Below are 18,550 nucleotides of genomic sequence, written 5' to 3'. Positions count from 1 at the left end.
ATCCGCTTTCGTTCCTCGTGTGATTTAGACGAGTTCGCCGGTTCGTCCAGTCGTCACGGCCCTGCGATACCGGGGTGCGACATCGCGGAAGCCGTTCACCGCGGCTGCCGCGCCCTGCTAGTCTGGATGCGGCGGCTACCCCCGGGAGCAGATCGATGAGCAGGATGACCCGTCGCAATGCGCTGCGCATGCTGGGGGCGGGGCCGGCGCTCGCCATGGGCGGCGGGCTGGCGCAGACGCTCCCGGCGGCGCCGAGCTTCACCCTGCTGCTGGTCAACGACATCTACAAGATGGGCGATCGCGACGGGCGCGGCGGCTTCGCCCGCGCCGCCGGCATCGCCAGGGCGGAGCGGGCGCGCGGCGTGCCGGTGCTGTTCTGCCATGCCGGCGACTGCTACTCGCCCTCGCTGATGTCGGGCTTCGATCAGGGCGCGCATGTCGTGGCGATGCAGAACGAGATGGGACTCGACGTCTTCGTGCCCGGCAATCACGAGTTCGACTTCGGCAAGGCGAACTATCTCAAGCTGACGGCGCAGCAGCGCTACCCGACCTTCGCCGCCAATCTGCGCGACGCCGACGGTGCGGTGCTGCCGGGCCATCGCGACTCGGCGCTCTTCGTGCTCGGCGGCATCCGGGTCGGCGTGATCGGCCTGGCCTTCGACGCGACGCCGCAGGTCTCCAGCCCCGGCGACCTGCGCTTCTCCCCGACACTGGAGGCGCTGGCGCGCGAAGCCGCCGCGCTGCGGGCGCAGGGCGCCGACATGCTGGTCGCCGTTGCGCATGCCGACCGGGCGATGGACAACGCCATCGTCCGCTCGCGGCTGGTCGACATCCTGCTCACCGGCCACGACCATGATCTCGCCGTCGCCTACGACGGACGGGTGGTGATGGTGGAGTCCAACGAGGAGGGCAATTACGTCACCGCCATCGACATCGTGGCGCAGGTGACAGGCGAGGGGGCGGCGCGCCGCGTGTCCTGGACGCCGCGCTTCCGCATCAACGATTCCCGGCTGGCCGAGCCCGAGCCGCGGGTGCAGGCGCTGGTCGCCGGCTACGAGGCGGAGCTGTCGAAGGGGCTCGACGTCGGCATCGCCACGCTGGCGACGCCGCTCGATTCGCGCACGGGCGTGATCCGCCGGCAGGAGACGGCGATCGGCAACCTGTTCGCCGACGCGATCCGGGCCGCCACCGGTGCGCGGCTCGCCATCCTCAACGCCGGCGCGATCCGCGGCGACCGTACCTATCCGGCAGGGCACGTCCTGACCCGGCGCGACGTCCTGACCGAGCTGCCTTTCGGCAACACCACCGTGATGGTGGAGATCGGCGGCCGTGACGTTGTGGCGGCGCTCGAGAACGGGCTCCAGGCCGCGCCGCAGGGCGCCGGCCGCTTCCCGGTGGTCTCAGGCCTGCGCTTCGTCGCCGATCCGGCGCGCGCCCAGGGCGAGCGCGTGCTCTCGGTCGAGGTCGACGGCGCGCCGATCGACCCGGACGGGCGCTACACCGTCGCCTCGAACGACTTCCTGCTCGCCCGCAATGACGGCTACGGGGCGCTGGCGCGCGGGCGCACCCTGATCGGCCTCACCGACGGCAAGCTGATGGCCAACGAGGTCATGGTCTATCTGCGCCGGCTCGGCACGGTCTCGGCGCGGGTCGAGGGCCGCGCGGTGCTGCGCTAGGCTAAGGCCTTCCCGATTCGCCGCAGGGCGAGGGACCAACCGCGCCGGACCCCGCCATGTCGAGCTATCGCGATGCGCTCTCAGCCTTCCTCGCCGCGCCGGAGGCGGCGGGCTGGGCGGCGCTGCCCGTCTTCGCGCCGGACGGGCCGGCGGAGCGGGCCTGCGCCGCCGTCGATGCCGAGCGCGCCGCCGGCCATGTCGTGGCGCCGGCGCCCGAGCGCCTCTTCGCCGCGCTGGCGCTGACGCCGCTGGAGTGCGTGCGCGTCGTCATCCTCGGCCAGGATCCCTATCCGACACCCGGCCATGCCAACGGGCTCGCCTTCTCCCATGTCGGCGGCGGGGCGCTGCCGCGCTCGCTCGGCAACATCTTCCGCGAGCTGGCCGACGATCTCGGCACCGGCGCCGGCCGCCCCGGCGACCTCTCGGACTGGGCCCGGCAGGGCGTGCTGCTGCTCAACACCGCGCTCACCGTGCGCGAGGGGGCGACGCAGGCCGGCTCGCATCTGCGTCTCGGCTGGCGCGCGGTGAGCGACGCCATCCTCGCTGCGGTCTCGGAGCGCCGCCCGCATGCGGTCTTCATTCTCTGGGGCGCGCCGGCACAGGCGAAGCGGGCCCTGATCGACGAGAGCCGGCATCTCGTGCTGGCAAGCACCCATCCCTCGCCGCTCTCGGCCCGGCGCGGCTTCTTCGGCTCGCAGCCGTTTTCACGGGCGAACGCCTGGCTCGCGGAAAAGGGCGAGGCGCCGATCGCCTGGTGAGGCCGGTCAGCCGACCGGGCGTTCGTCGGCGATGACCTTGCCGTCATTGGGCAGGGCGCCGAGCGGCAGGATCTCGACCGCGCCCTTGAGCTTGGTCACCTGCTGCAGCGTCGCGGCGACCGCGTCGACGAAGCCGGCGGGCTCGGCGTAGATCTCGGCCTTGAGCGTCATGGTGTCGAGCTCGTCGGCCCGGCCGATCACCAGCCTGAGCCGGGCGATCTCGGCATGGCGCCGGGCGATCTCGGCGACCTGCTCGGGGCGCACGAACATGCCCTTGATCTTGGCCGTCTGGTCGGCGCGCCCGAGCCAGCCGCGGATGCGGGCATTGCTGCGGCCGCAGGGGCTCGTGCCGGGCAGGATGGCGGTGAGGTCGCCGAGCGCGAGCCGGATCCAGGGGCGCTGCGGATCGAGGCTGGTGACGACGATCTCGCCGACTTCGCCCTCGGCCACCGGGTCGCCGGTGCCGGGCCGGACGATCTCGACGATCAGGTTCTCGGTCAGGACCATGCCCCGGCGCGCCCTGGTCTCATAGGCGATCAGGCCGAGATCGGCGGTGGCGTAGAGCTGGTAGGCGTCGATTCCGCGCCCGCGGACCCAGTCCTGCAGCGAGGGCGGGAAGGCGGCGCCGGAGACCACGGCGCGCTTGAGGCAGGAGACGTCGCCGCCGCGGGCCTCGACCGCCTCGACCAGCAGCTTCAGGAAGTCCGGCGTGCCGGCATAGGCGCTCGGGCGATAGGCGTCGATCACTTCCAGCTGCTGTTCGGTGTTGCCGGGACCGGCGGGGATCACGGCGCAGCCGAGCGCGCGGGCGCCGGAATCCATGATGAAGCCGCCCGGCGTCAGATGGTAGCCGAAGGTGTTCAGCACGATGTCGCCGCCGCGCAGGCCGGCGGCGAACAGGCCGCGCGCCGCGCCCCAGGGATCGCTGCCCGTGCCTTCCGCCTCGAAGATCGGGCCGGGCGAGGTGAAGAGCCGGCCGAAGCCGCCCGTCGCGCCTGGCACGAAGCCGCCGAAGGGCAGCGCGGCTTTCTGGAGCGCCGGCAGCTCCGATTTGCGCAACACAGGCAGCAGGGAAAGCGCGTTGCGGTCGGTGATCTCGTGCGGATCGATCCGGCCGAGATGGGCGGCGTAGCCCGGTGCCGCCAGCGCGGCGGCGAGCGTCGCCGGCAGGCGGGCGAACAGGTCTGCCTCGCGCCGCTCCGGCGGGCGGGTCTCCAGATCGTCGTAATGCTCGCTCATCGCTCTAGCCCCAGAAGCTGTGTCGCCCTATCGGCGCAGGACGCGCAGGAAATTGAGCAGCCCCATCAGCGAGGCGGCGACATAGGTCATCGCGGCGGCGCGCAGCACGCCGCGCGCGGCCGGCAGGTCGTTCGGATGCAGGTAGCCGTCCTGCTCGAGCACCGGCAGCGCCTTGCCGAAGCTGGCGTCGAACTCGACCGGCAGGGTGACGAGGTGGACGACGAGGCCGATGCCGAGCAGCGCCATCACCGCCGCGAAATGCATCAGGCCGACCGCCGGCATGCGCGTCAGCATCATCATCACCGGCGCCGCGATCAGCACCACCTTCGTCACCTTGTCGACTTTGCCGAGCAGGCGCGCCAACCCGGTGCGGACGTCGAAGAGCCGGCTGCCCTGCGCATGCTGCAGCGCATGGGCGACCTCATGGGCCGCGACGGCGACGGCGGTGATCGACCGCCCGTCGTGATTGCCGGGCGACAGGCGCACCGCGCGCGCGTCAGGATCGTAATGGTCGCCGGCGGCCGTCATCTCGACCGGCACCTGGTCGAGCCCGAAACGGTCGAGCAGGTGCCGCGCGAGCTCGCCCCCGGTGCCGGGAAGGTCTGGCCTGTCTGCGGCGTGCCTGTCCATTTCATAGCGGACCCAGAACTGCGGTCCATAGATGACCGCGACGACGAGGAGGGCGAACAGGATGTAGAGCATGGCGGCGGTCGTGCCCGCCGATCCCGGCCGGACTATGACAGCCAGCGTTTGCGGCGCTTGTAGCTCTTGACCTCGCGGAAGGATTTGCGGTCCCCCTCGGCCACGCCGAGGTAGAACTCCTTGACGTCCTCGTTCTCGCGCAGCATCGCCGCCTCGCCGTCCATGACGACGCGGCCGGTCTCCATGATGTAGCCATAGGTGGCGTAGCGCAGCGCCATGTTGGTGTTCTGCTCGGCGACAAGGAAGGAGACGCCCTCCTCGGCGTTGAGCCGGCGCACGATCTCGAAGATCTCCTCGACGATCTGCGGCGCCAGCCCCATGGAGGGCTCGTCGAGCAGGATCATCTTGGGCTTCGACATCATGGCGCGGCCCACCGCGCACATCTGCTGCTCGCCGCCGGAGGTGTAGCCGGCCATCGAGCTGCGGCGCTGGCGCAGGCGCGGGAACAGTTCGTAGATCTTCTCGAGGTCGCGGCGGATCGCGGCGTTGCCGTCGCGCCTCGTGAAGGCGCCGGTGAGCAGGTTCTCCTCGATGGTGAGATGGCCGAAGCAGTGGCGGCCCTCCATCACCTGGATGCAGCCACGGCGGACCAGTTCGTTGGGCGAGAGCTTGTCGACGCGCTCGCCGTCGAAGACGATCGAGCCCTTGGTGACCTCGCCGCGCTCGGCCTTGAGCAGGTTCGAGATCGCCTTGAGGGTGGTGGTCTTGCCGGCGCCGTTGGCGCCGAGGATCGCGACGATGCCGCGGCGCGGCACGGTCAGCGAGACGCCCTTCAGCACCAGGATGACGTGATCGTAGATCACCTCGATATTGTTCAGCGACAGGATCGCATCGGTCGCTGCTGCGACGGCGGGCCTTTCGAGGGGGGCGGTCGTCATCTTGCGCGCTCCTTCCTTCTCCGCTCGTAGGAGAAGGTGGCCCGGCGGCGGCCGGGCCGGCTGAGGGACGGACGGACGAGGCTGGCTGATGGTGGCCCCCTCATCCGTCCGCTTCGCGGGCCTTCTCCCCGGCGGGGAAGAAGGCAAGGCGTTCGGCCGGACGGGCCTTACTTGTCGCAGCTCTCGCTGCGCTTGGGCCAGTTGCCGGCCTTCTCGACATAGTCCTTGGCCGAGGCCTCGATCAGCGGCCGGACCTCGTCCTTCAGCGGCTCCATCCAGTCGGAGCCCTTGGTCCACTTGGTGCCGTCCCATTCCGCGACATAGGCCTTGCTGTGGCCGGAATGGTCGGAGCAGGAGATCACGGTCGGCGTGGCGAAGCCGTCCATGCCGATCTCCTTCAGGCGGGCCTCGGTGATGTTGAGGGCCTCGAGGCCGCGGCGCATGTCCTCGGCGTTGATGACCTTCTTGCCGGTGATGCGCTGGGCGTTGCGCACCGCCTCGACGACCAGCATCGAGTTGTAGACGCCGCGGTTGTAGAGGTTCTCGCCGACCTTATCCTTCGGCGTGCTGCTCTTCCCCTTGTCGACGACGTGCTTGAGGATGTCCTGTATGACCGGGAAATCCTGGCCCGCCGCGTTGAAGTTCAGCGACTTGTAGCCCTTGGCCTGCGCGCCGCCGGCCCGCGCGTCGTCGTCGCCGCCGGCCCACCAGACGCCGACCAGCTTGCCGATCGGGAAGTTGTTGCGGATCGCCTCCTTCACCGCGGTCGGGTTCATCGCGCCCCAGCCCTGGTTGTAGAGGAAGTCGGGACGGTCACGCCGGATGCCCAGCCAGAGCGAGCCCTGGTTCTGCATTTCCGCCGCGGCGACCGGGTAGAGCTTGAGCTCGAAGCCGTACTTCTTGGCGAGGTTCTCGAGCACCGGGATCGGCTCCTTGCCGAAGGGGGCGTCGAGATGGATCAGGCCGAGCTTCTTGCCCTTGAGCTTGTCGAAGCCGCCGAGCTCGTTGGCCATGTGCTTCACCATCACCGAGGCGCCGTCCCAGTAGGTCAGCGGCGGGATGAACACCCAGGGGAAGCTCGAGCCCTCGGCCGAGGCCGAGAGGCCGTAGGCCATGGAGAGGATCGGGATCTTGTCGACATGGGCGCGCGGGATCGCCGCCAGCGTCGCGCCGGTCGACCAGGGCGAATAGAGCACCGTGTTCTTCGACTTGGCCTGCTCGTAGCACTCGATCGACTTCTTGGTGTCGTAGCCGGTCTCGCACTCCTCGTAGACGATCTTGACGCCGTTCACGCCGCCGTCGCGCTCGTTGATCATCGCGATGTAGTCGCGCATGCCGTCGCCGATCGGGATGCCGGAGCCGGAGAAGGGCCCGGTGCGGTAGGCGTTGTTGGCGAAGTAGATGCTGTCCTGCGCGCTGGCCGGGGCGGCGAGGGCGCCGGCGGCGAGCAGGGCACCGAGCGCCGCGCTCCTGAAGGCATTGCTCTTCTTCATGGCTTCCTCCGTTGTTGCTGGCGGATGCGGTTCGTGCCGCGCCCGTTCTCGCTCTTGCCTGCCGCTTGTGCGGTTTGCGGCAGGTCGTTGTGCTTGGACCGTCCCTTGCCTCAATAGGGGAACGGCCAGGTTCGCAGCTTCTGCTTCCCGATCTGCCAGAGACGGGCGAGCCCGTGCGGCTCGACGATCAGGAAGATGATGATCAGCGCGCCGACCAGCATGAAGGTGACGTGCTCGGCGGTGGCGCCGGCCAGCGGCACGCCGAGCGCCGGCAGGCCGAACTTCATCGCCGTCGGCAGCACGGCCAGGAAGGCCGCGCCGAAGAAGGAGCCGATCAGCGAGCCCAGCCCGCCGATGATCACCATGAACAGGATGTTGAAGGACAGCCTGATCGAGAAGACGTCGGCGGCCTCGGCGGTGCCGTACCAGAAGAAGATCATCATCGCGCCGGCGACCCCGGCGAAATAGGAGGAGACCGCGAAGGCGGCGAGCTTGGCGTTGAGCAGCTTGATGCCCATCAGCTCGGCGGCGATGTCCATGTCGCGCACCGCCATCCAGGAGCGTCCGAGCCGGCCGTGCACCAGGTTCGAGGCGAACCAGGTCAGCACCACCACCAGCCCGAGGCAGACGAAGTAGCGGGTCTCCGGCGAGGCGGACGCGCCGGTGACGGGAATGTCGAACAGGGTGCGCTGCGGCACCTCGATCGCGCCCGAGGCGTTGTAGTTGAACAGCCAGGGCACGCGCACGAAGGCCCATTGCAGGAAGAACTGCGCCGCGAGCGTCGCCACCGCGAGGTAGAAGCCCTTGATCCGCAGCGAGGGCAGGCCGAACAGCACGCCGATCGCCGCCGAGAACAAGCCGGAGACCAGCACCAGGACGATGATGTTCACGTCCGGGAAGAAGGTCGTCAGCTTGTAGCAGGAATAGGCGCCGACCCCCATGAAGGCGGCGGTGCCGAGCGAGATCAGCCCGGTATAGCCGGTGAGAATGTTCAGCCCGATCGCCGCCAGCGAGAACACCAGGAACGGGATCATCACCGATGAGATGAAGAAGTCGTTGCCGATGAAGGGAATGGCGACGAAGGCGATCAGCAGGATGACGGCCAGCCCGATCCGGTCCTGCCGGATCGGGAACACGGCCATGTCGGCGGAGTAGCTCGTCTTGAACTGGCCGGCTTCGCGGTAGAACACGGTCTCGACCCCTTCAGATACGTTCGATGATCTTGTCGCCGAACAGGCCCTGCGGCCGGAACAGCAGGAAGCCGAGCGCGATGAAATAGGCCAGCCAGCTCTCGATGCCGCCGCCGATCAGCGGGCCCCAGTAGAACTCGCCGAGCTTCTCGCCGATGCCGATGATCAGCCCGCCGACGATGGCGCCGGGGATCGAGGTGAAGCCGCCGAGGATCAGCACCGGCAGGGCCTTCAGCGCGACGATCTCCAGCGCGAAGGACACGTCGGAGCGCGCGCCCCACATGATGCCGGTGATCAGCGCGACGTTGCCGGCGGCGAACCAGACGATCACCCAGATCTGGTTGAGCGAGATCCCGACCGAGAGTGCCGCCTTGTGGCTGTCGGCCACGGCGCGCAGGGCGCGGCCGATGCGGGTGTACTGGAAGAACAGCGCCAGCGCCGCGATCATCAGCGAGGCGATCACCGCTGCGGCGATGTCGATCTTCTGCAGCATCAGCCGCCCGCCCAGCACCTCGAATTCCAGGGCGCCGCGCGGCAGCCAGAGCTGCTCGGTGATCATCTGCTTGGGATTGCCGCCGAACAGCGACTCGCCGAAGCCGATCAGGAAATAGGTGATGCCGAAGGTCGCCATGAACAGGATGATGTCGGGCTGGTTCACCAGCGGGCGCAGCACCACCCGCTCGATGGTGAATGCCAGCACGAACATCACGCCGAGCGTCAGGATCACCGCGAGGAAGGCGGGGACGCCCTTCTCGTAGAGGCCGACCAGAGTCAGCGCCGCGAAGACCACCATGATGCCCTGGGCGAAGTTGAACACGCCCGAGGCCTTGAAGATCAGCACGAAGCCCAGCGCGATCAGCGCGTAGAGCACGCCGGAGACCAGCCCCTCCCAGATCGTCTGGACGAAGAGGTCGGGCATGTCGGCCATCTGGACGAAGGGATCGACCAGGACCTTGTGCACCGTGCCTGTCGGATCGAGCCGGGCGCCGACGAGCGCGGCGGCGGCGATGCCGGCGATGATGAGCCCGGCCTTGATCCAGGCATTGGCGAGAAGCGGCGTCGAGGGCCGCACGGCGACGTCGCTCATGACAGGGCACCTGCGAGGAAGGGCTCGGGGGAACGGGTGTGCCGCGCGTCGCGGCCCGTCTTCTGTCGGTCGAGGCCCGCCATCAGTGCGCCACCCCCAGATAGGCGTCGATCACCTTCTGATCGCGCTTGACCTCGTCGGGCGTGCCGTCGGCGATCTTGCGGCCGTATTCGAGCACGACGACGCGGTCGGACAGGTCCATCACCACGCCCATATCGTGCTCGATCAGCGCGATCGTCGTGCCGAATTGCTGGTTCACGTCGAGGATGAAGCGGCACATGTCCTCCTTCTCCTCGAGGTTCATGCCGGCCATCGGCTCGTCGAGCAGCAGCAGCTCGGGCTCCATCGCCAGCGCCCGGCCGAGCTCGACGCGCTTCTGCAGCCCGTAGGGCAGCTTGCCGACCGGCAGCTTGCGGATGTGCTGGATCTGCAGGAAGTCGATGATGTCCTCGACCACCTTGCGATGCGCGATCTCCTCGGTCATCGCCGGGCCGAAGCGCAGCGCCTGCCAGAAGAAGCCGCGCTTCATCTTGAGGGTGCGCCCGGTCATGATGTTGTCGAGCGTCGACATGCCCTTGAACAAAGCGACGTTCTGGAAGGTGCGGGCGATGCCGGCGGCGGCGGCCTGATGCGGGCGCATCCTGGCGCGGGTGACGCCGCGATAGGCGATGCGGCCTTCCTGCGGATGGTAGAAGCCGTTGATGCAGTTGAGCATCGAGGTCTTGCCGGCGCCGTTCGGCCCGATGATGGCGCGGACCTCGCCCTTGCGGATGTCGAAGGAGACGTCGTTGATCGCCTTCACCCCGCCGAAGCGCAGCGAGACGTTCTCGACCGCCAGCAGCACCTCGCCATGGCGCGCCTGCGGCTTCGGCACCGAGGCGGCGGCCGCCTCCCGGATCGTGTCCATCGCCGCGCTCATGCCGCCCTCGCCGCTTTGCCTTCAGAGATGCCGGTGCCGCCGGCGGCCGGATGGATCGCGGCGTCGCGGATCTTCACCCGTGCCGAGATCGCGCCCTTGCGGCCGTCCTCGAAGGTGACCTCGGTGGTGATGTCGGCTTCCGTCGAGCCGTCATAGAGCGCGGCGACCAGCGGAGCGTAGCGCTCGGCGATGAAGCCGCGGCGCACCTTCTGCGTGCGGGTCAGCTCGCCGTCGTCGGCGTCGAGCTCCTTGTGCAGGATCAGGAAGCGCTTGATCTGCGCACCCGCCATCTGCGGTTCGGAAGCGAGCGAGCGGTTCACCTCGTCCACATGGCCGGCGATGATGTCGTAGACCAGGTCGTGGCCGGCGAGCTCCTGATAGGAGGCGTAGACCACATTGTTGCGCTCGGCCCAGTTGCCGACGGCGGTGAGGTCGATGTTGAGCGCCACGGTGACGTGGTCGCGGCCCTGGCCGAAGGCGACAGCCTCCTTGATGTTGGGGAAGAACTTCAGCTTGTTCTCGATGTATTTCGGCGGGAACAGGGCGCCGGCGCTGAGCCGGCCGACATCCTTGGCGCGGTCGATGATCTTGAGATGGCCGGTCTCGTCGAAGAAGCCGGCGTCGCCGGTGCGGACATAGCCGTCGGCGGTCATGGTCTCGGCCGTCTTCTCGTCGTCCTTGTAGTAGCCGGTGAACTGGCCGGGCGAGCGATAGAGCACCTCGCCGCTGCCCTCCTCGATGCGGATCGAGACGTTCGGCGTCGCGGGGCCGACGGTATCGGCGCGGATCTCGCCGTCCGGCTGGGCCGTCACGTAGAGGAAGGCTTCGGTCTGCCCGTAGAGCTGCTTCAGGTTGAGGCCGAGCGAGCGGTAGAAGGAGAACAGTTCCGGCCCGATCGCCTCGCCGGCGGTGTAGGCGACGCGGATGTTGGAGAAGCCGAGCGCGTTCTTCAGCGGCGCGTAGACCAGGAGCTCGCCGAGCCCATAGGCGAGGCGGGCGCGCAGCGGCACCGGCTTGCCGTCGAGGATCGCCTCGCCCCAGCGCTTCGCCACCCCGATGAAGTGATGGAACATCCGGCGCTTGAGCGCGCCTGCATCCTCCATGCGGATCATCACCCGGGTCAGCAGGTTCTCGAAGACGCGCGGCGGCGCGAAATAGAAGCTCGGACCGATCTCCTTGAGGTCGGACTGCACCGTCTCGGCGCTTTCCGGGCAGGCCATGCAGAAGCCGGCGACCAGCCCCTGGGCATAGTTCAGGTAATGGTCGCCGACCCAGGCGAGCGGCAGATAGGCCAGCACCTCGTCGCGGTCGCCGAGCCTGTCGAAGGCGACGGTGTCGCTGGCGGCGGCGACGCAGCCGCCGGCGGTCAGCATCACGCCCTTGGAGCGGCCGGTGGTGCCCGAGGTGTAGAGGATGATCGAGATGTCGGCCGCTTCGCCCGCCGCGAGCGCCGCCTCGATGCGCGCGGCGACGGCCCGGTCGTCGAGGCGCTCGCGGCCGGAGGCGATCACCTCGCTGATCGGGTGCAGGGTGCGGTGGTCGTAGTCGCGCAGGCCGCGCGGCTCGTCATAGAGCACATGGTTCAGCGCCGGCAGGCGCTCCGACATGGAGAGCAGCTTGTCGACCTGCTCCTGGTCCTGCACCGCGGCGATCGAGACGCCGGCATGGTCGAGGACATAGGCCATCTCCTCGGCGACGGAATCGGCATAGACCGGCACGGGGATCGCCCGCAGCCACTGCGCCGCCAGCATGGTCCAGTAGAGGCGCGGGCGGTTGTTGCCGATCACCGCGATGCGGTCGCCCTGGCGCAGGCCCAGCGCCTCGAGCCCGGCCGCATAGGCGCGGACCTCGCGCTCGGCCTCGGCCCAGCTCCAGGATTGCCAGATGCCCAGGTCCTTGTGGCGGAAGGCCGGGCGCGTGCCGCGCTCGCGCGCATTGCGCTGCAGCAGCTTCGGGAAAGTGTCCGCCACGGCGGCGGCTTGGCTTGCCACGTTCGTCGTCTCCACCCTTGTCCCGCTCCGCCCGGAGGGCTGACAGGACGCGCGCCGTTTTCGGCGTCTGCGTCCCTGCGGGATCTGTATGCGAGACTTGCAGGACGCCGTGCGCCCCGCAAGTAGCCACTTGACAGACAAGACCCGGTTGCGGCGCTATTGTCTCGCAGAGGTTCGAGCCAGACGCGTCGAAGCCCCGCCCGGATGGCCGGGTCGGTCGAGTCAACTTCCTGATTTCAGAGAGATTTATCCGGACGCAGGCAGCGGATCGCTCGCCCGCCCGCCGACGCGAGCTCCGGTCTCGCTGCCGTGTCGGCAGGTGATGGGGCGCCGACCGTCAGCCGCCGTAGCGGCTGAGTCGGGGCAGGTCGAGCACGGTGATCTCGTTGTGGCCGACCGTGATCAGCCCCTGCTCCGTCAGCTTGGCCAGCCCCTGATTGGCGACCTGCCGGGACATGCCGGCCAGCATGCCGAGCTCCTCCTGCGAGATCACCAGCGTCTTGTCCTCGCGCGGATAGAGGATCGGGTTGAACAGCCAGGCGAGGCTGCGCGCCAGCCGCCCGGTGGCGCCGAGCGTGCGGTCGTGCTCGGCCAGCGCGATGAACTGGGCGAGGCGCTCGTTGAACTGGTGGACCAGGAAGCGGTTGAAGGCGGCGCTGTGCTCGAACAGCCAGAGGAAGGTGGAGCGCCGCATCAGCGCCAGCCGCGTCTCGCGCATCGCGATCAGCTCGTAGCGGCGCGGCTCGTCCTTGATCACCGTGCCTTCGCCGAACCAGGCGCCTGCGGGCATGCCGGCCAGCGTCACCGCCTTGCCGGCCCGCGAGGTCATGCTCATCTTGACCAGCCCGTCGGCGATGCCGGTCCAGGATTCCAGCCGGTCGCCTACATGGCAGATCGCGGCGCCCTTGCCGTAGAGGCGGAAGCTGATGCCGCGGCGCGCCTCGTCGAACTCCTCGGCCGTCAGCTCGTGCGACCAGGTGGCGATGCGACGCAGCTCGTCGGGCGAAATCACGGTCGGGCGGTGTCCTTGGCGCCGGACGGCGCGGGCGGCCAGTATGGGCCGCCGCGCCCGGCGCAGACAAGCCGGGCTGGCGTGCCTGCGCGCCCTAGCGTCACTCGGCCGCCTGCGGCATGGCGAGCGCCTCGGGCGAACCGTCGCGCAGCCTGGCCAGCAGCGCCGCCTGTTCCGCCATGGCCTTGGCGAGGTGCCGCTCCTTGACGTGGCCGTAGCCGCGGATCTTCTCCGGCAGCGCGGCGAGCGCGACGCACAGCGCATGGCTTCGCGGATCGAGCCGCTGCAGCAGTTCCTCGATCAGCGCCTCGTAATCGACGATCAGGCGCCGCTCGGTGCGGCGCTCCTCGGTTCGCCCGAAGGGATCGAACGCCGTGCCGCGCAGGCGCTTCAGCTTCGCCAGCCAGCCGAAGGCGGTGAGCATCCAGGGGCCGAAGCGCATCTTGCGCGGCAGGCCGGTCTGCGGATCGCGGCGGGCCAGCAGGGGCGGGGCGAGATGGAACTCCAGCTTCAGCGGCCTGCCGTCCTTGCCGGTGGGTTCGAAGCTCGCGGCGAGCTGGCGGCGGAAGGCGCCGTCGCTGTAGAGCCGCGCGACCTCGTACTCGTCCTTGTAGGCCATCAGCTTGAACAGATAGCGCGCGACGCTCTCGGCCAGCGCCGTCGCGCCGGGCAGGACCTCCGCCTCGCGCTGCGCCACGCGCGCGACCAGGGCGCGATAGCGCGCCGCGTAGGCTGCATCCTGATAGGCGGTCAGGAAGGCGCTGCGCCGTGCGACGATCTCGTCCAGCGTCTCAGATAGGCGCCGCGCCTCGGTGGGGGCGCCGGCCTCGGCCAGCACGCCGGCGACCGTGTCTGGCGCGTGCGCGGCGCGGCGGCCGATCTCGAAGGCGGAGAGGTTCATCGCGACCGCCTCGCCGTTGAGCTCGATCGCGCGGCGCAGCGATGCCCGCGACAGCGGCACGGCGCCGAGCTGCCAAGCATAGCCCAGCATCATCATATTGGCGGCGATGGCGTTGCCGAGCAGGGCGTTCGCCGCCGCGGTGGCGTCGAGCAGGCGGGTGCGCTCGCGCCCCGCGGCGGCGAGGATGGCGCGCTTCAGCCGCTCGACCGGCAGCGAGAAGTCGGCATTGCGGGTGAACTCGCCCGGCATCGATTCCGCCGTGTTGACCACCACGGTCGAGGCGCCGGCGCGGATCGAGCCGAGCACCTTCTTCGAGCCGGTGACGGTCAGGTCGCAGCCGAGGACCAGGTCGGCCTGGCCGGCGCCGACGCGGATCGCGTGGATCTCCGCCGGGCTGGGCGCGAGGCGGACATGGCTGAACACCGCGCCGCCCTTCTGGGCGAGGCCGGCCATGTCGATCATGCCGCAGCCCTTGCCCTCCAGATGCGCCGCCATGCCGAGGATCGCGCCGATGGTGACGACGCCGGTGCCGCCGACGCCGGTGACCACGATAGCGTAGTTGCGGTCGAGCGCCGGGACCGCCGGCTCCGGCACGTCCTCGGCCAGCGCCGCGCCGTCGAGGCTGCGCGGCCCGGCCTTGCGCGGCTGGGCGCCGTGCACGGTGACGAAGGAGGGGCAGAAGCCTTTGACGCAGGAGAAATCCTTGTTGCAGCTCGACTGGTCGATCTGGCGCTTGCGGCCGAACTCGGTCTCGAGCGGCTGCACCGAGACGCAGTTCGACTGCACGCCGCAATCGCCGCAGCCCTCGCAGACCAATTCGTTGATCAGCACACGCTTGTCGGAATCGGGATAGGCGCCGCGCTTGCGACGCCTGCGCTTCTCGGTGGCGCAGGTCTGGTCGAACACCAGCAGCGAGACGCCGGTGACGCCCGCCAGCTCGCGCTGGACGGCGTCGAGATCCTCGCGGTGGTGGATGGTGGTGCCGGGCGGCCAGAGCGTGCCGGGCGGGTACTTGTCGGGCTCGTCGGTGACCACTGCGATGCGGCGCACGCCCTCGGCGGCGACCTGCCGCGCCATCTGGTCCGGCGAGAGGTGCCCTTCCGCCTGCTGGCCGCCGGTCATGGCGACGGCGTCGTTGTAGAGCAGCTTGTAGGTGATGTTGACGCCGCTCGCGACGGCGAAGCGGATCGCCAGCGAGCCGGAGTGGGTATAGGTGCCGTCGCCGAGATTCTGGAAGACGTGGCCGCGCGTCGAGAACGGCGCCTCGCCGACCCAGTTGGCGCCCTCGCCGCCCATCTGGGTGAAGCCCATGGTCTCGCGGTCCATCCACTGCACCATGTAGTGGCAGCCGATGCCGGCATAGGCGCGCGAGCCTTCCGGCACCACGGTCGAGGAATTATGCGGGCAGCCCGAGCAGAAATAGGGGATGCGCCGCGCCACCTCCTGCGCCTCGGCGAGGCGGCCCTGCGCGGCGGCGATCGTCTCCAGCCTGGCCCGCAGCGCCGGGTCGTCGCGGTATTGCAGCAGCCGGGCGCCCAACGCGACGGCGATGTCGTTGGGCTCCAGCGCGCCGTGCACCGGGAAGAGCCAGGCGCCGTTCTCGTCCTTCTTGCCGATGACGCGCGGCTGGTGCGCGGCGCCGTAGAGCTCCTCGCGCAGCTGGACCTCGATCAGCGAGCGCTTCTCCTCGACCACCATGACGAGGTCGAGCCCGTCGGCGAAGGCGCGCAGCTCGGCCGGATCGAGCGGCCAGGGGCAGGCGACCTTGAAGAGGCGGATGCCGAGATCGTTGGCGCGCACCTCGTCGAGGCCGAGTTCCTCGAGCGCTTGGCGCACGTCGAGATAGGATTTGCCGACGGTGATGATGCCGATGCGCGGCTGCGAGCCGCCATGCAGGACTGTCTGGTTGAGCCGGTTCGCGCGAATATAGGCCAGCATCGCGTCGCGCTTGTAGAGGTGGAGCCGGCGCTCCTGCTCGAGGAAGTCGAGCTCGCGGCGGATGTTGAGCCCGCCCGGCGGCATGGCGAAATCATCGGGCAGGACGATCTCGACCCGGTCCACCGAGCCGTCGACCGAGGCGGTCGATTCGATGTTGTCCTTGACGCATTTGATGCCGACCCAGACGCCGGCATAGCGCGACAGTGCGAAGCCGTGCAGCGAATAGTCGATGATCTCCTGGACGCCGGCCGGGTTGAGGATCGGCATCATCCGGTCGACCAGCACGAATTCGGTCTGGTGGGCGTTGGTCGAGGATTCGGCGGTGTGGTCGTCGCCCATCAGGCAGATCACGCCGCCATGGCGCGCGCTGCCGGCCATGTTGCCGTGGCGGAAGACGTCGCCGGTGCGGTCGACGCCCGGACCCTTGCCGTACCAGAGCGCGAAGACGCCGTCATGGCGGCCCTCGCCGGAGAGTTCGGCCTGCTGGGTGCCCCAGACGGCGGTGGCGGCGAGGTCCTCGTTCAGGCCAGGCGTGAAGACGATGTCGGCGGTGGACAGCGTCTTGCCGGCGCGGAAGAGCTGCTGGTCGAGCCCGCCGAGCGGCGAACCGCGATAGCCGGAGACGAAGCCCGCCGTGTTCAGCCCGGCGCGCCGGTCGCGCTCGTGCTGGGTGAGCAGCATGCGCACGATCGCCTGCGAGCCGGTGAGGAAGACCTGGCGCTGGGCGAGATCGTATTTGTCGTCGAGCGAGACCGGGCGCAGCCCGGTGCCGGCGGTTGCGCCGGCCGCGGATGCCTGGCTGTCCTGCTGCGTCCCGGCCATGGCCGACCTCCCGAAGCTAACCTGCCTGTCCGAGCGGGCCGGTATCGCCGGCCTTCTGTCGATTATGTCAGTATTGCTGACAGACCGGCCGGAGCCGGTCAAATCAGACTGGCATTATTCCAGGGTGGCCGCAGCCCCGGCCGTCGTGATTTGGCCGTCATTGCGCGGGAAGGCTCATGCGGCGCCCGCATGTCCGGCCGCCCGGCGGCCTAGGCAGCGCGCCGGCGCGATTGCTAGCGTGGCGCCCGATTCAACCGCCGATTCGAAGGGTTCTCCCGCGTGCCGCGCCGCTCCACCGCAAGATCGACGTTGCTGGCCGCCCTGGTCCTGGCGGGGGCCGCGCTGCCCGCCGCGGCGCATCCGCACGTCTTCGTGACCTCGCGCACCGAAATCCTCTACGGGCCGAACGGGGCGGTGACGGCGCTGCGCCATCGCTGGAGCTTCGACGAGGCCTATTCGGCCTATATGGTCCAGGGCCTCGACAAGAACGGCGACGGCAAGCTGACCTCGGACGAGCTGGCCGAACTCGCCAAGGTCAACATGGAATCCCTGCCGGACGTCGATTTCTTCACGATCACCAAGGCGAACGGCAAGACGCAGGAATACGGCCCGCCGCGCGAGGCCGTACTCACCTACGAGAACAAGACGCTGACGCTGAGCTTCACCCTGCCGCTCAAGACGCCGGCCGTCGCGACGCGCTCATTCGGGCTGGAGATCGGCGATCCGACCTATTTCGTCGCCTTCGACATCGCCGACGTGCCCGACGCGGTCGCGGTGCGCGACGCGCCGCAGGGCTGCGTGGTGCGCGTCATCCGCCCGCCCAAGCTCGACGAGGCGACGCAGCAGCGCCTGGCGCAGGAAGACATCACCGCGACGCCCGACATGAGCGGCTACCAGGTCACCACCCGGGCGCTGGTGGCATGTCCCTGAGCGGGACGACGCAGGCCGCTCCGCGCCTGTCGGCGGCGCTACCCCGGCTGGCGCTGGCCGGCCTCGCCCTGCTCGCGGTCGCGATCGGGCTCGGCCTGATCGTCATGCTCCTGGCCAAGATCAGCCCGCCGCCGCCTCCGCCGCCGCGCAATCCCTTCGGCACGGCGCTGCCGCGCGAGGCGCTGCCCTCCACCACCGGCTTCGGCGCGGTGATCCTCGCCTGGCAGTCGAGCTTCTATCGCGAACTGACGGCGACGCTGAAGGCGATCGCCCAGTCGCCGGCGGCGCTGCCGGGCCTGCTCGGCGTCGCCTTCGCCTATGGCGTCTTCCACGCGGCGGGGCCCGGCCACGGCAAGGCGGTGATCTCGGCCTATATCGTCGCCGACGATCGCAGCCTGCGGCGCGGGCTCGGGCTCAGCTTCGCCGCGGCACTGCTGCAGGCCGTGGTCGCGATCGCCCTGGTCGGCGTGCTGACGCTCGCCCTCAACGCCACCGCCGCCACCATGGCCGCGACGACGCGGGTGATCGAGCAGGGCAGCTTCGCGCTGGTGGCGCTGGTCGGGCTCTACGTGCTCTGGCGCAAGGCCGGCGCCCTGCTGGCGCTGCGCACGGGCGCGGCCGGCCATGAGGCGGCCTGCGACCATGTCCACATGCCGGGCCCCGACGCGATCGCGCGGCTGCGCGGCTGGCGCGAGATGGCGGGCGTCGTCGTCGCTGCGGGCGCGCGCCCCTGCGCCGGGGCGCTGATCATCCTGGTCTTCGCCAATGCGCAGGGCCTGGCCTGGGCCGGCGTCGCGGCGACCTTCGCCATGGCGCTCGGCACGGCGCTGACCACGGGGGCGCTGGCGGCGCTGGCGGTGTTCTTCAAGTTCGCGGCGCTGCGCCTCGCCGGCGGCGGCTCGCTGCGCGGCGTGCGCATCATCGCGACGCTGGAACTGCTCGCGGCGGCCTTCGTGGCGGTGCTCGGCGCCGCGCTCTTCATCGGCTTCGTCGCCGCCGGCAGCGGCTGACGCG

At 69.7% G+C, this 18,550-nt stretch carries 14 protein-coding genes; 4 read left to right on the top strand and 10 right to left on the bottom strand.

What is annotated here, in order from left to right:
- Nucleotides 1–155 precede the first annotated feature (155 nt).
- Both ABE438_RS06670 and ung read left to right on the top strand, forming a co-directional pair.
- Nucleotides 156–1,676: a bifunctional metallophosphatase/5'-nucleotidase gene (locus ABE438_RS06670; protein ID WP_346501755.1), complete on the top strand. Its 1,521-nt coding sequence runs from the start codon at nucleotides 156–158 to the stop codon at nucleotides 1,674–1,676.
- 56 nt (nucleotides 1,677–1,732) lie between these two features.
- Nucleotides 1,733–2,434, top strand: coding sequence for a uracil-DNA glycosylase (gene ung, locus ABE438_RS06665; RefSeq protein ID WP_346501754.1), 702 nt, complete (start codon nucleotides 1,733–1,735; stop codon nucleotides 2,432–2,434).
- A gap of 6 nt (nucleotides 2,435–2,440) precedes the next feature.
- Here ung and ABE438_RS06660 read toward each other — a convergent pair whose 3' ends face one another.
- The 10 genes from ABE438_RS06660 to ABE438_RS06615 form a co-directional block, all read right to left on the bottom strand.
- A complete protein-coding gene (locus tag ABE438_RS06660) occupies nucleotides 2,441–3,673 on the bottom strand; it encodes a phenylacetate--CoA ligase family protein (RefSeq protein WP_346501753.1) in 1,233 nt (410 codons plus the stop codon).
- Between the two features lie 27 nt (nucleotides 3,674–3,700).
- The gene (locus tag ABE438_RS06655; protein WP_346501752.1) at nucleotides 3,701–4,375 is read right to left on the bottom strand and encodes a zinc metallopeptidase; all 675 of its coding nucleotides are present in this window, start codon (nucleotides 4,373–4,375) and stop codon (nucleotides 3,701–3,703) included.
- A 32-nt stretch (nucleotides 4,376–4,407) separates the two neighbouring features.
- Nucleotides 4,408–5,253, bottom strand: coding sequence for an ABC transporter ATP-binding protein (locus tag ABE438_RS06650; protein WP_346501751.1), 846 nt, complete (start codon nucleotides 5,251–5,253; stop codon nucleotides 4,408–4,410).
- Nucleotides 5,254–5,420: 167 nt separating this feature from the next.
- A complete protein-coding gene (locus ABE438_RS06645; RefSeq protein WP_346501750.1) occupies nucleotides 5,421–6,746 on the bottom strand; it encodes an ABC transporter substrate-binding protein in 1,326 nt (441 codons plus the stop codon).
- Between the two features lie 110 nt (nucleotides 6,747–6,856).
- Nucleotides 6,857–7,936: a branched-chain amino acid ABC transporter permease gene (locus tag ABE438_RS06640; RefSeq protein WP_346501749.1), complete on the bottom strand. Its 1,080-nt coding sequence runs from the start codon at nucleotides 7,934–7,936 to the stop codon at nucleotides 6,857–6,859.
- A 13-nt stretch (nucleotides 7,937–7,949) separates the two neighbouring features.
- Nucleotides 7,950–8,864: a branched-chain amino acid ABC transporter permease gene (locus ABE438_RS06635; RefSeq protein ID WP_346501813.1), complete on the bottom strand. Its 915-nt coding sequence runs from the start codon at nucleotides 8,862–8,864 to the stop codon at nucleotides 7,950–7,952.
- Between the two features lie 241 nt (nucleotides 8,865–9,105).
- Nucleotides 9,106–9,930, bottom strand: a complete 825-nt coding sequence (locus ABE438_RS06630; RefSeq protein ID WP_346501812.1) for an ABC transporter ATP-binding protein — start codon at nucleotides 9,928–9,930, stop codon at nucleotides 9,106–9,108.
- An 8-nt stretch (nucleotides 9,931–9,938) separates the two neighbouring features.
- Nucleotides 9,939–11,933 carry an AMP-dependent synthetase/ligase gene (locus ABE438_RS06625; RefSeq protein ID WP_346501748.1) on the bottom strand — a complete coding sequence of 665 codons (1,995 nt, stop codon included), beginning with the start codon at nucleotides 11,931–11,933 and terminating at the stop codon, nucleotides 9,939–9,941.
- A 337-nt stretch (nucleotides 11,934–12,270) separates the two neighbouring features.
- Nucleotides 12,271–12,945, bottom strand: a complete 675-nt coding sequence (locus ABE438_RS06620) for a Crp/Fnr family transcriptional regulator (RefSeq protein ID WP_346501747.1) — start codon at nucleotides 12,943–12,945, stop codon at nucleotides 12,271–12,273.
- Between the two features lie 100 nt (nucleotides 12,946–13,045).
- Nucleotides 13,046–16,606 (bottom strand): indolepyruvate ferredoxin oxidoreductase family protein, encoded by a 3,561-nt coding sequence (locus tag ABE438_RS06615; RefSeq protein WP_346501746.1) that lies wholly within the window; start codon nucleotides 16,604–16,606, stop codon nucleotides 13,046–13,048.
- A 309-nt stretch (nucleotides 16,607–16,915) separates the two neighbouring features.
- Between ABE438_RS06615 and ABE438_RS06610 the strand changes: the two genes are divergently transcribed.
- Both ABE438_RS06610 and ABE438_RS06605 read left to right on the top strand, forming a co-directional pair.
- A complete protein-coding gene (locus ABE438_RS06610) occupies nucleotides 16,916–17,536 on the top strand; it encodes a DUF1007 family protein (RefSeq protein ID WP_346501745.1) in 621 nt (206 codons plus the stop codon).
- On the top strand, nucleotides 17,527–18,546 hold the full coding sequence (locus ABE438_RS06605) for a nickel/cobalt transporter (protein WP_346501744.1): 1,020 nt from the start codon (nucleotides 17,527–17,529) through the stop codon (nucleotides 18,544–18,546). The genes ABE438_RS06610 and ABE438_RS06605 overlap by 10 nt, the downstream gene beginning before the upstream one ends.
- Nucleotides 18,547–18,550: the final 4 nt, after the last annotated feature.

The organism is Allobosea sp. TWI1241, from assembly GCF_039673065.1.
GTDB lineage: Bacteria > Pseudomonadota > Alphaproteobacteria > Rhizobiales > Beijerinckiaceae > Allobosea.
Note: the sequence above shows the minus strand (reverse complement) of the source record. Positions and strands in the feature narration are given on the sequence as shown.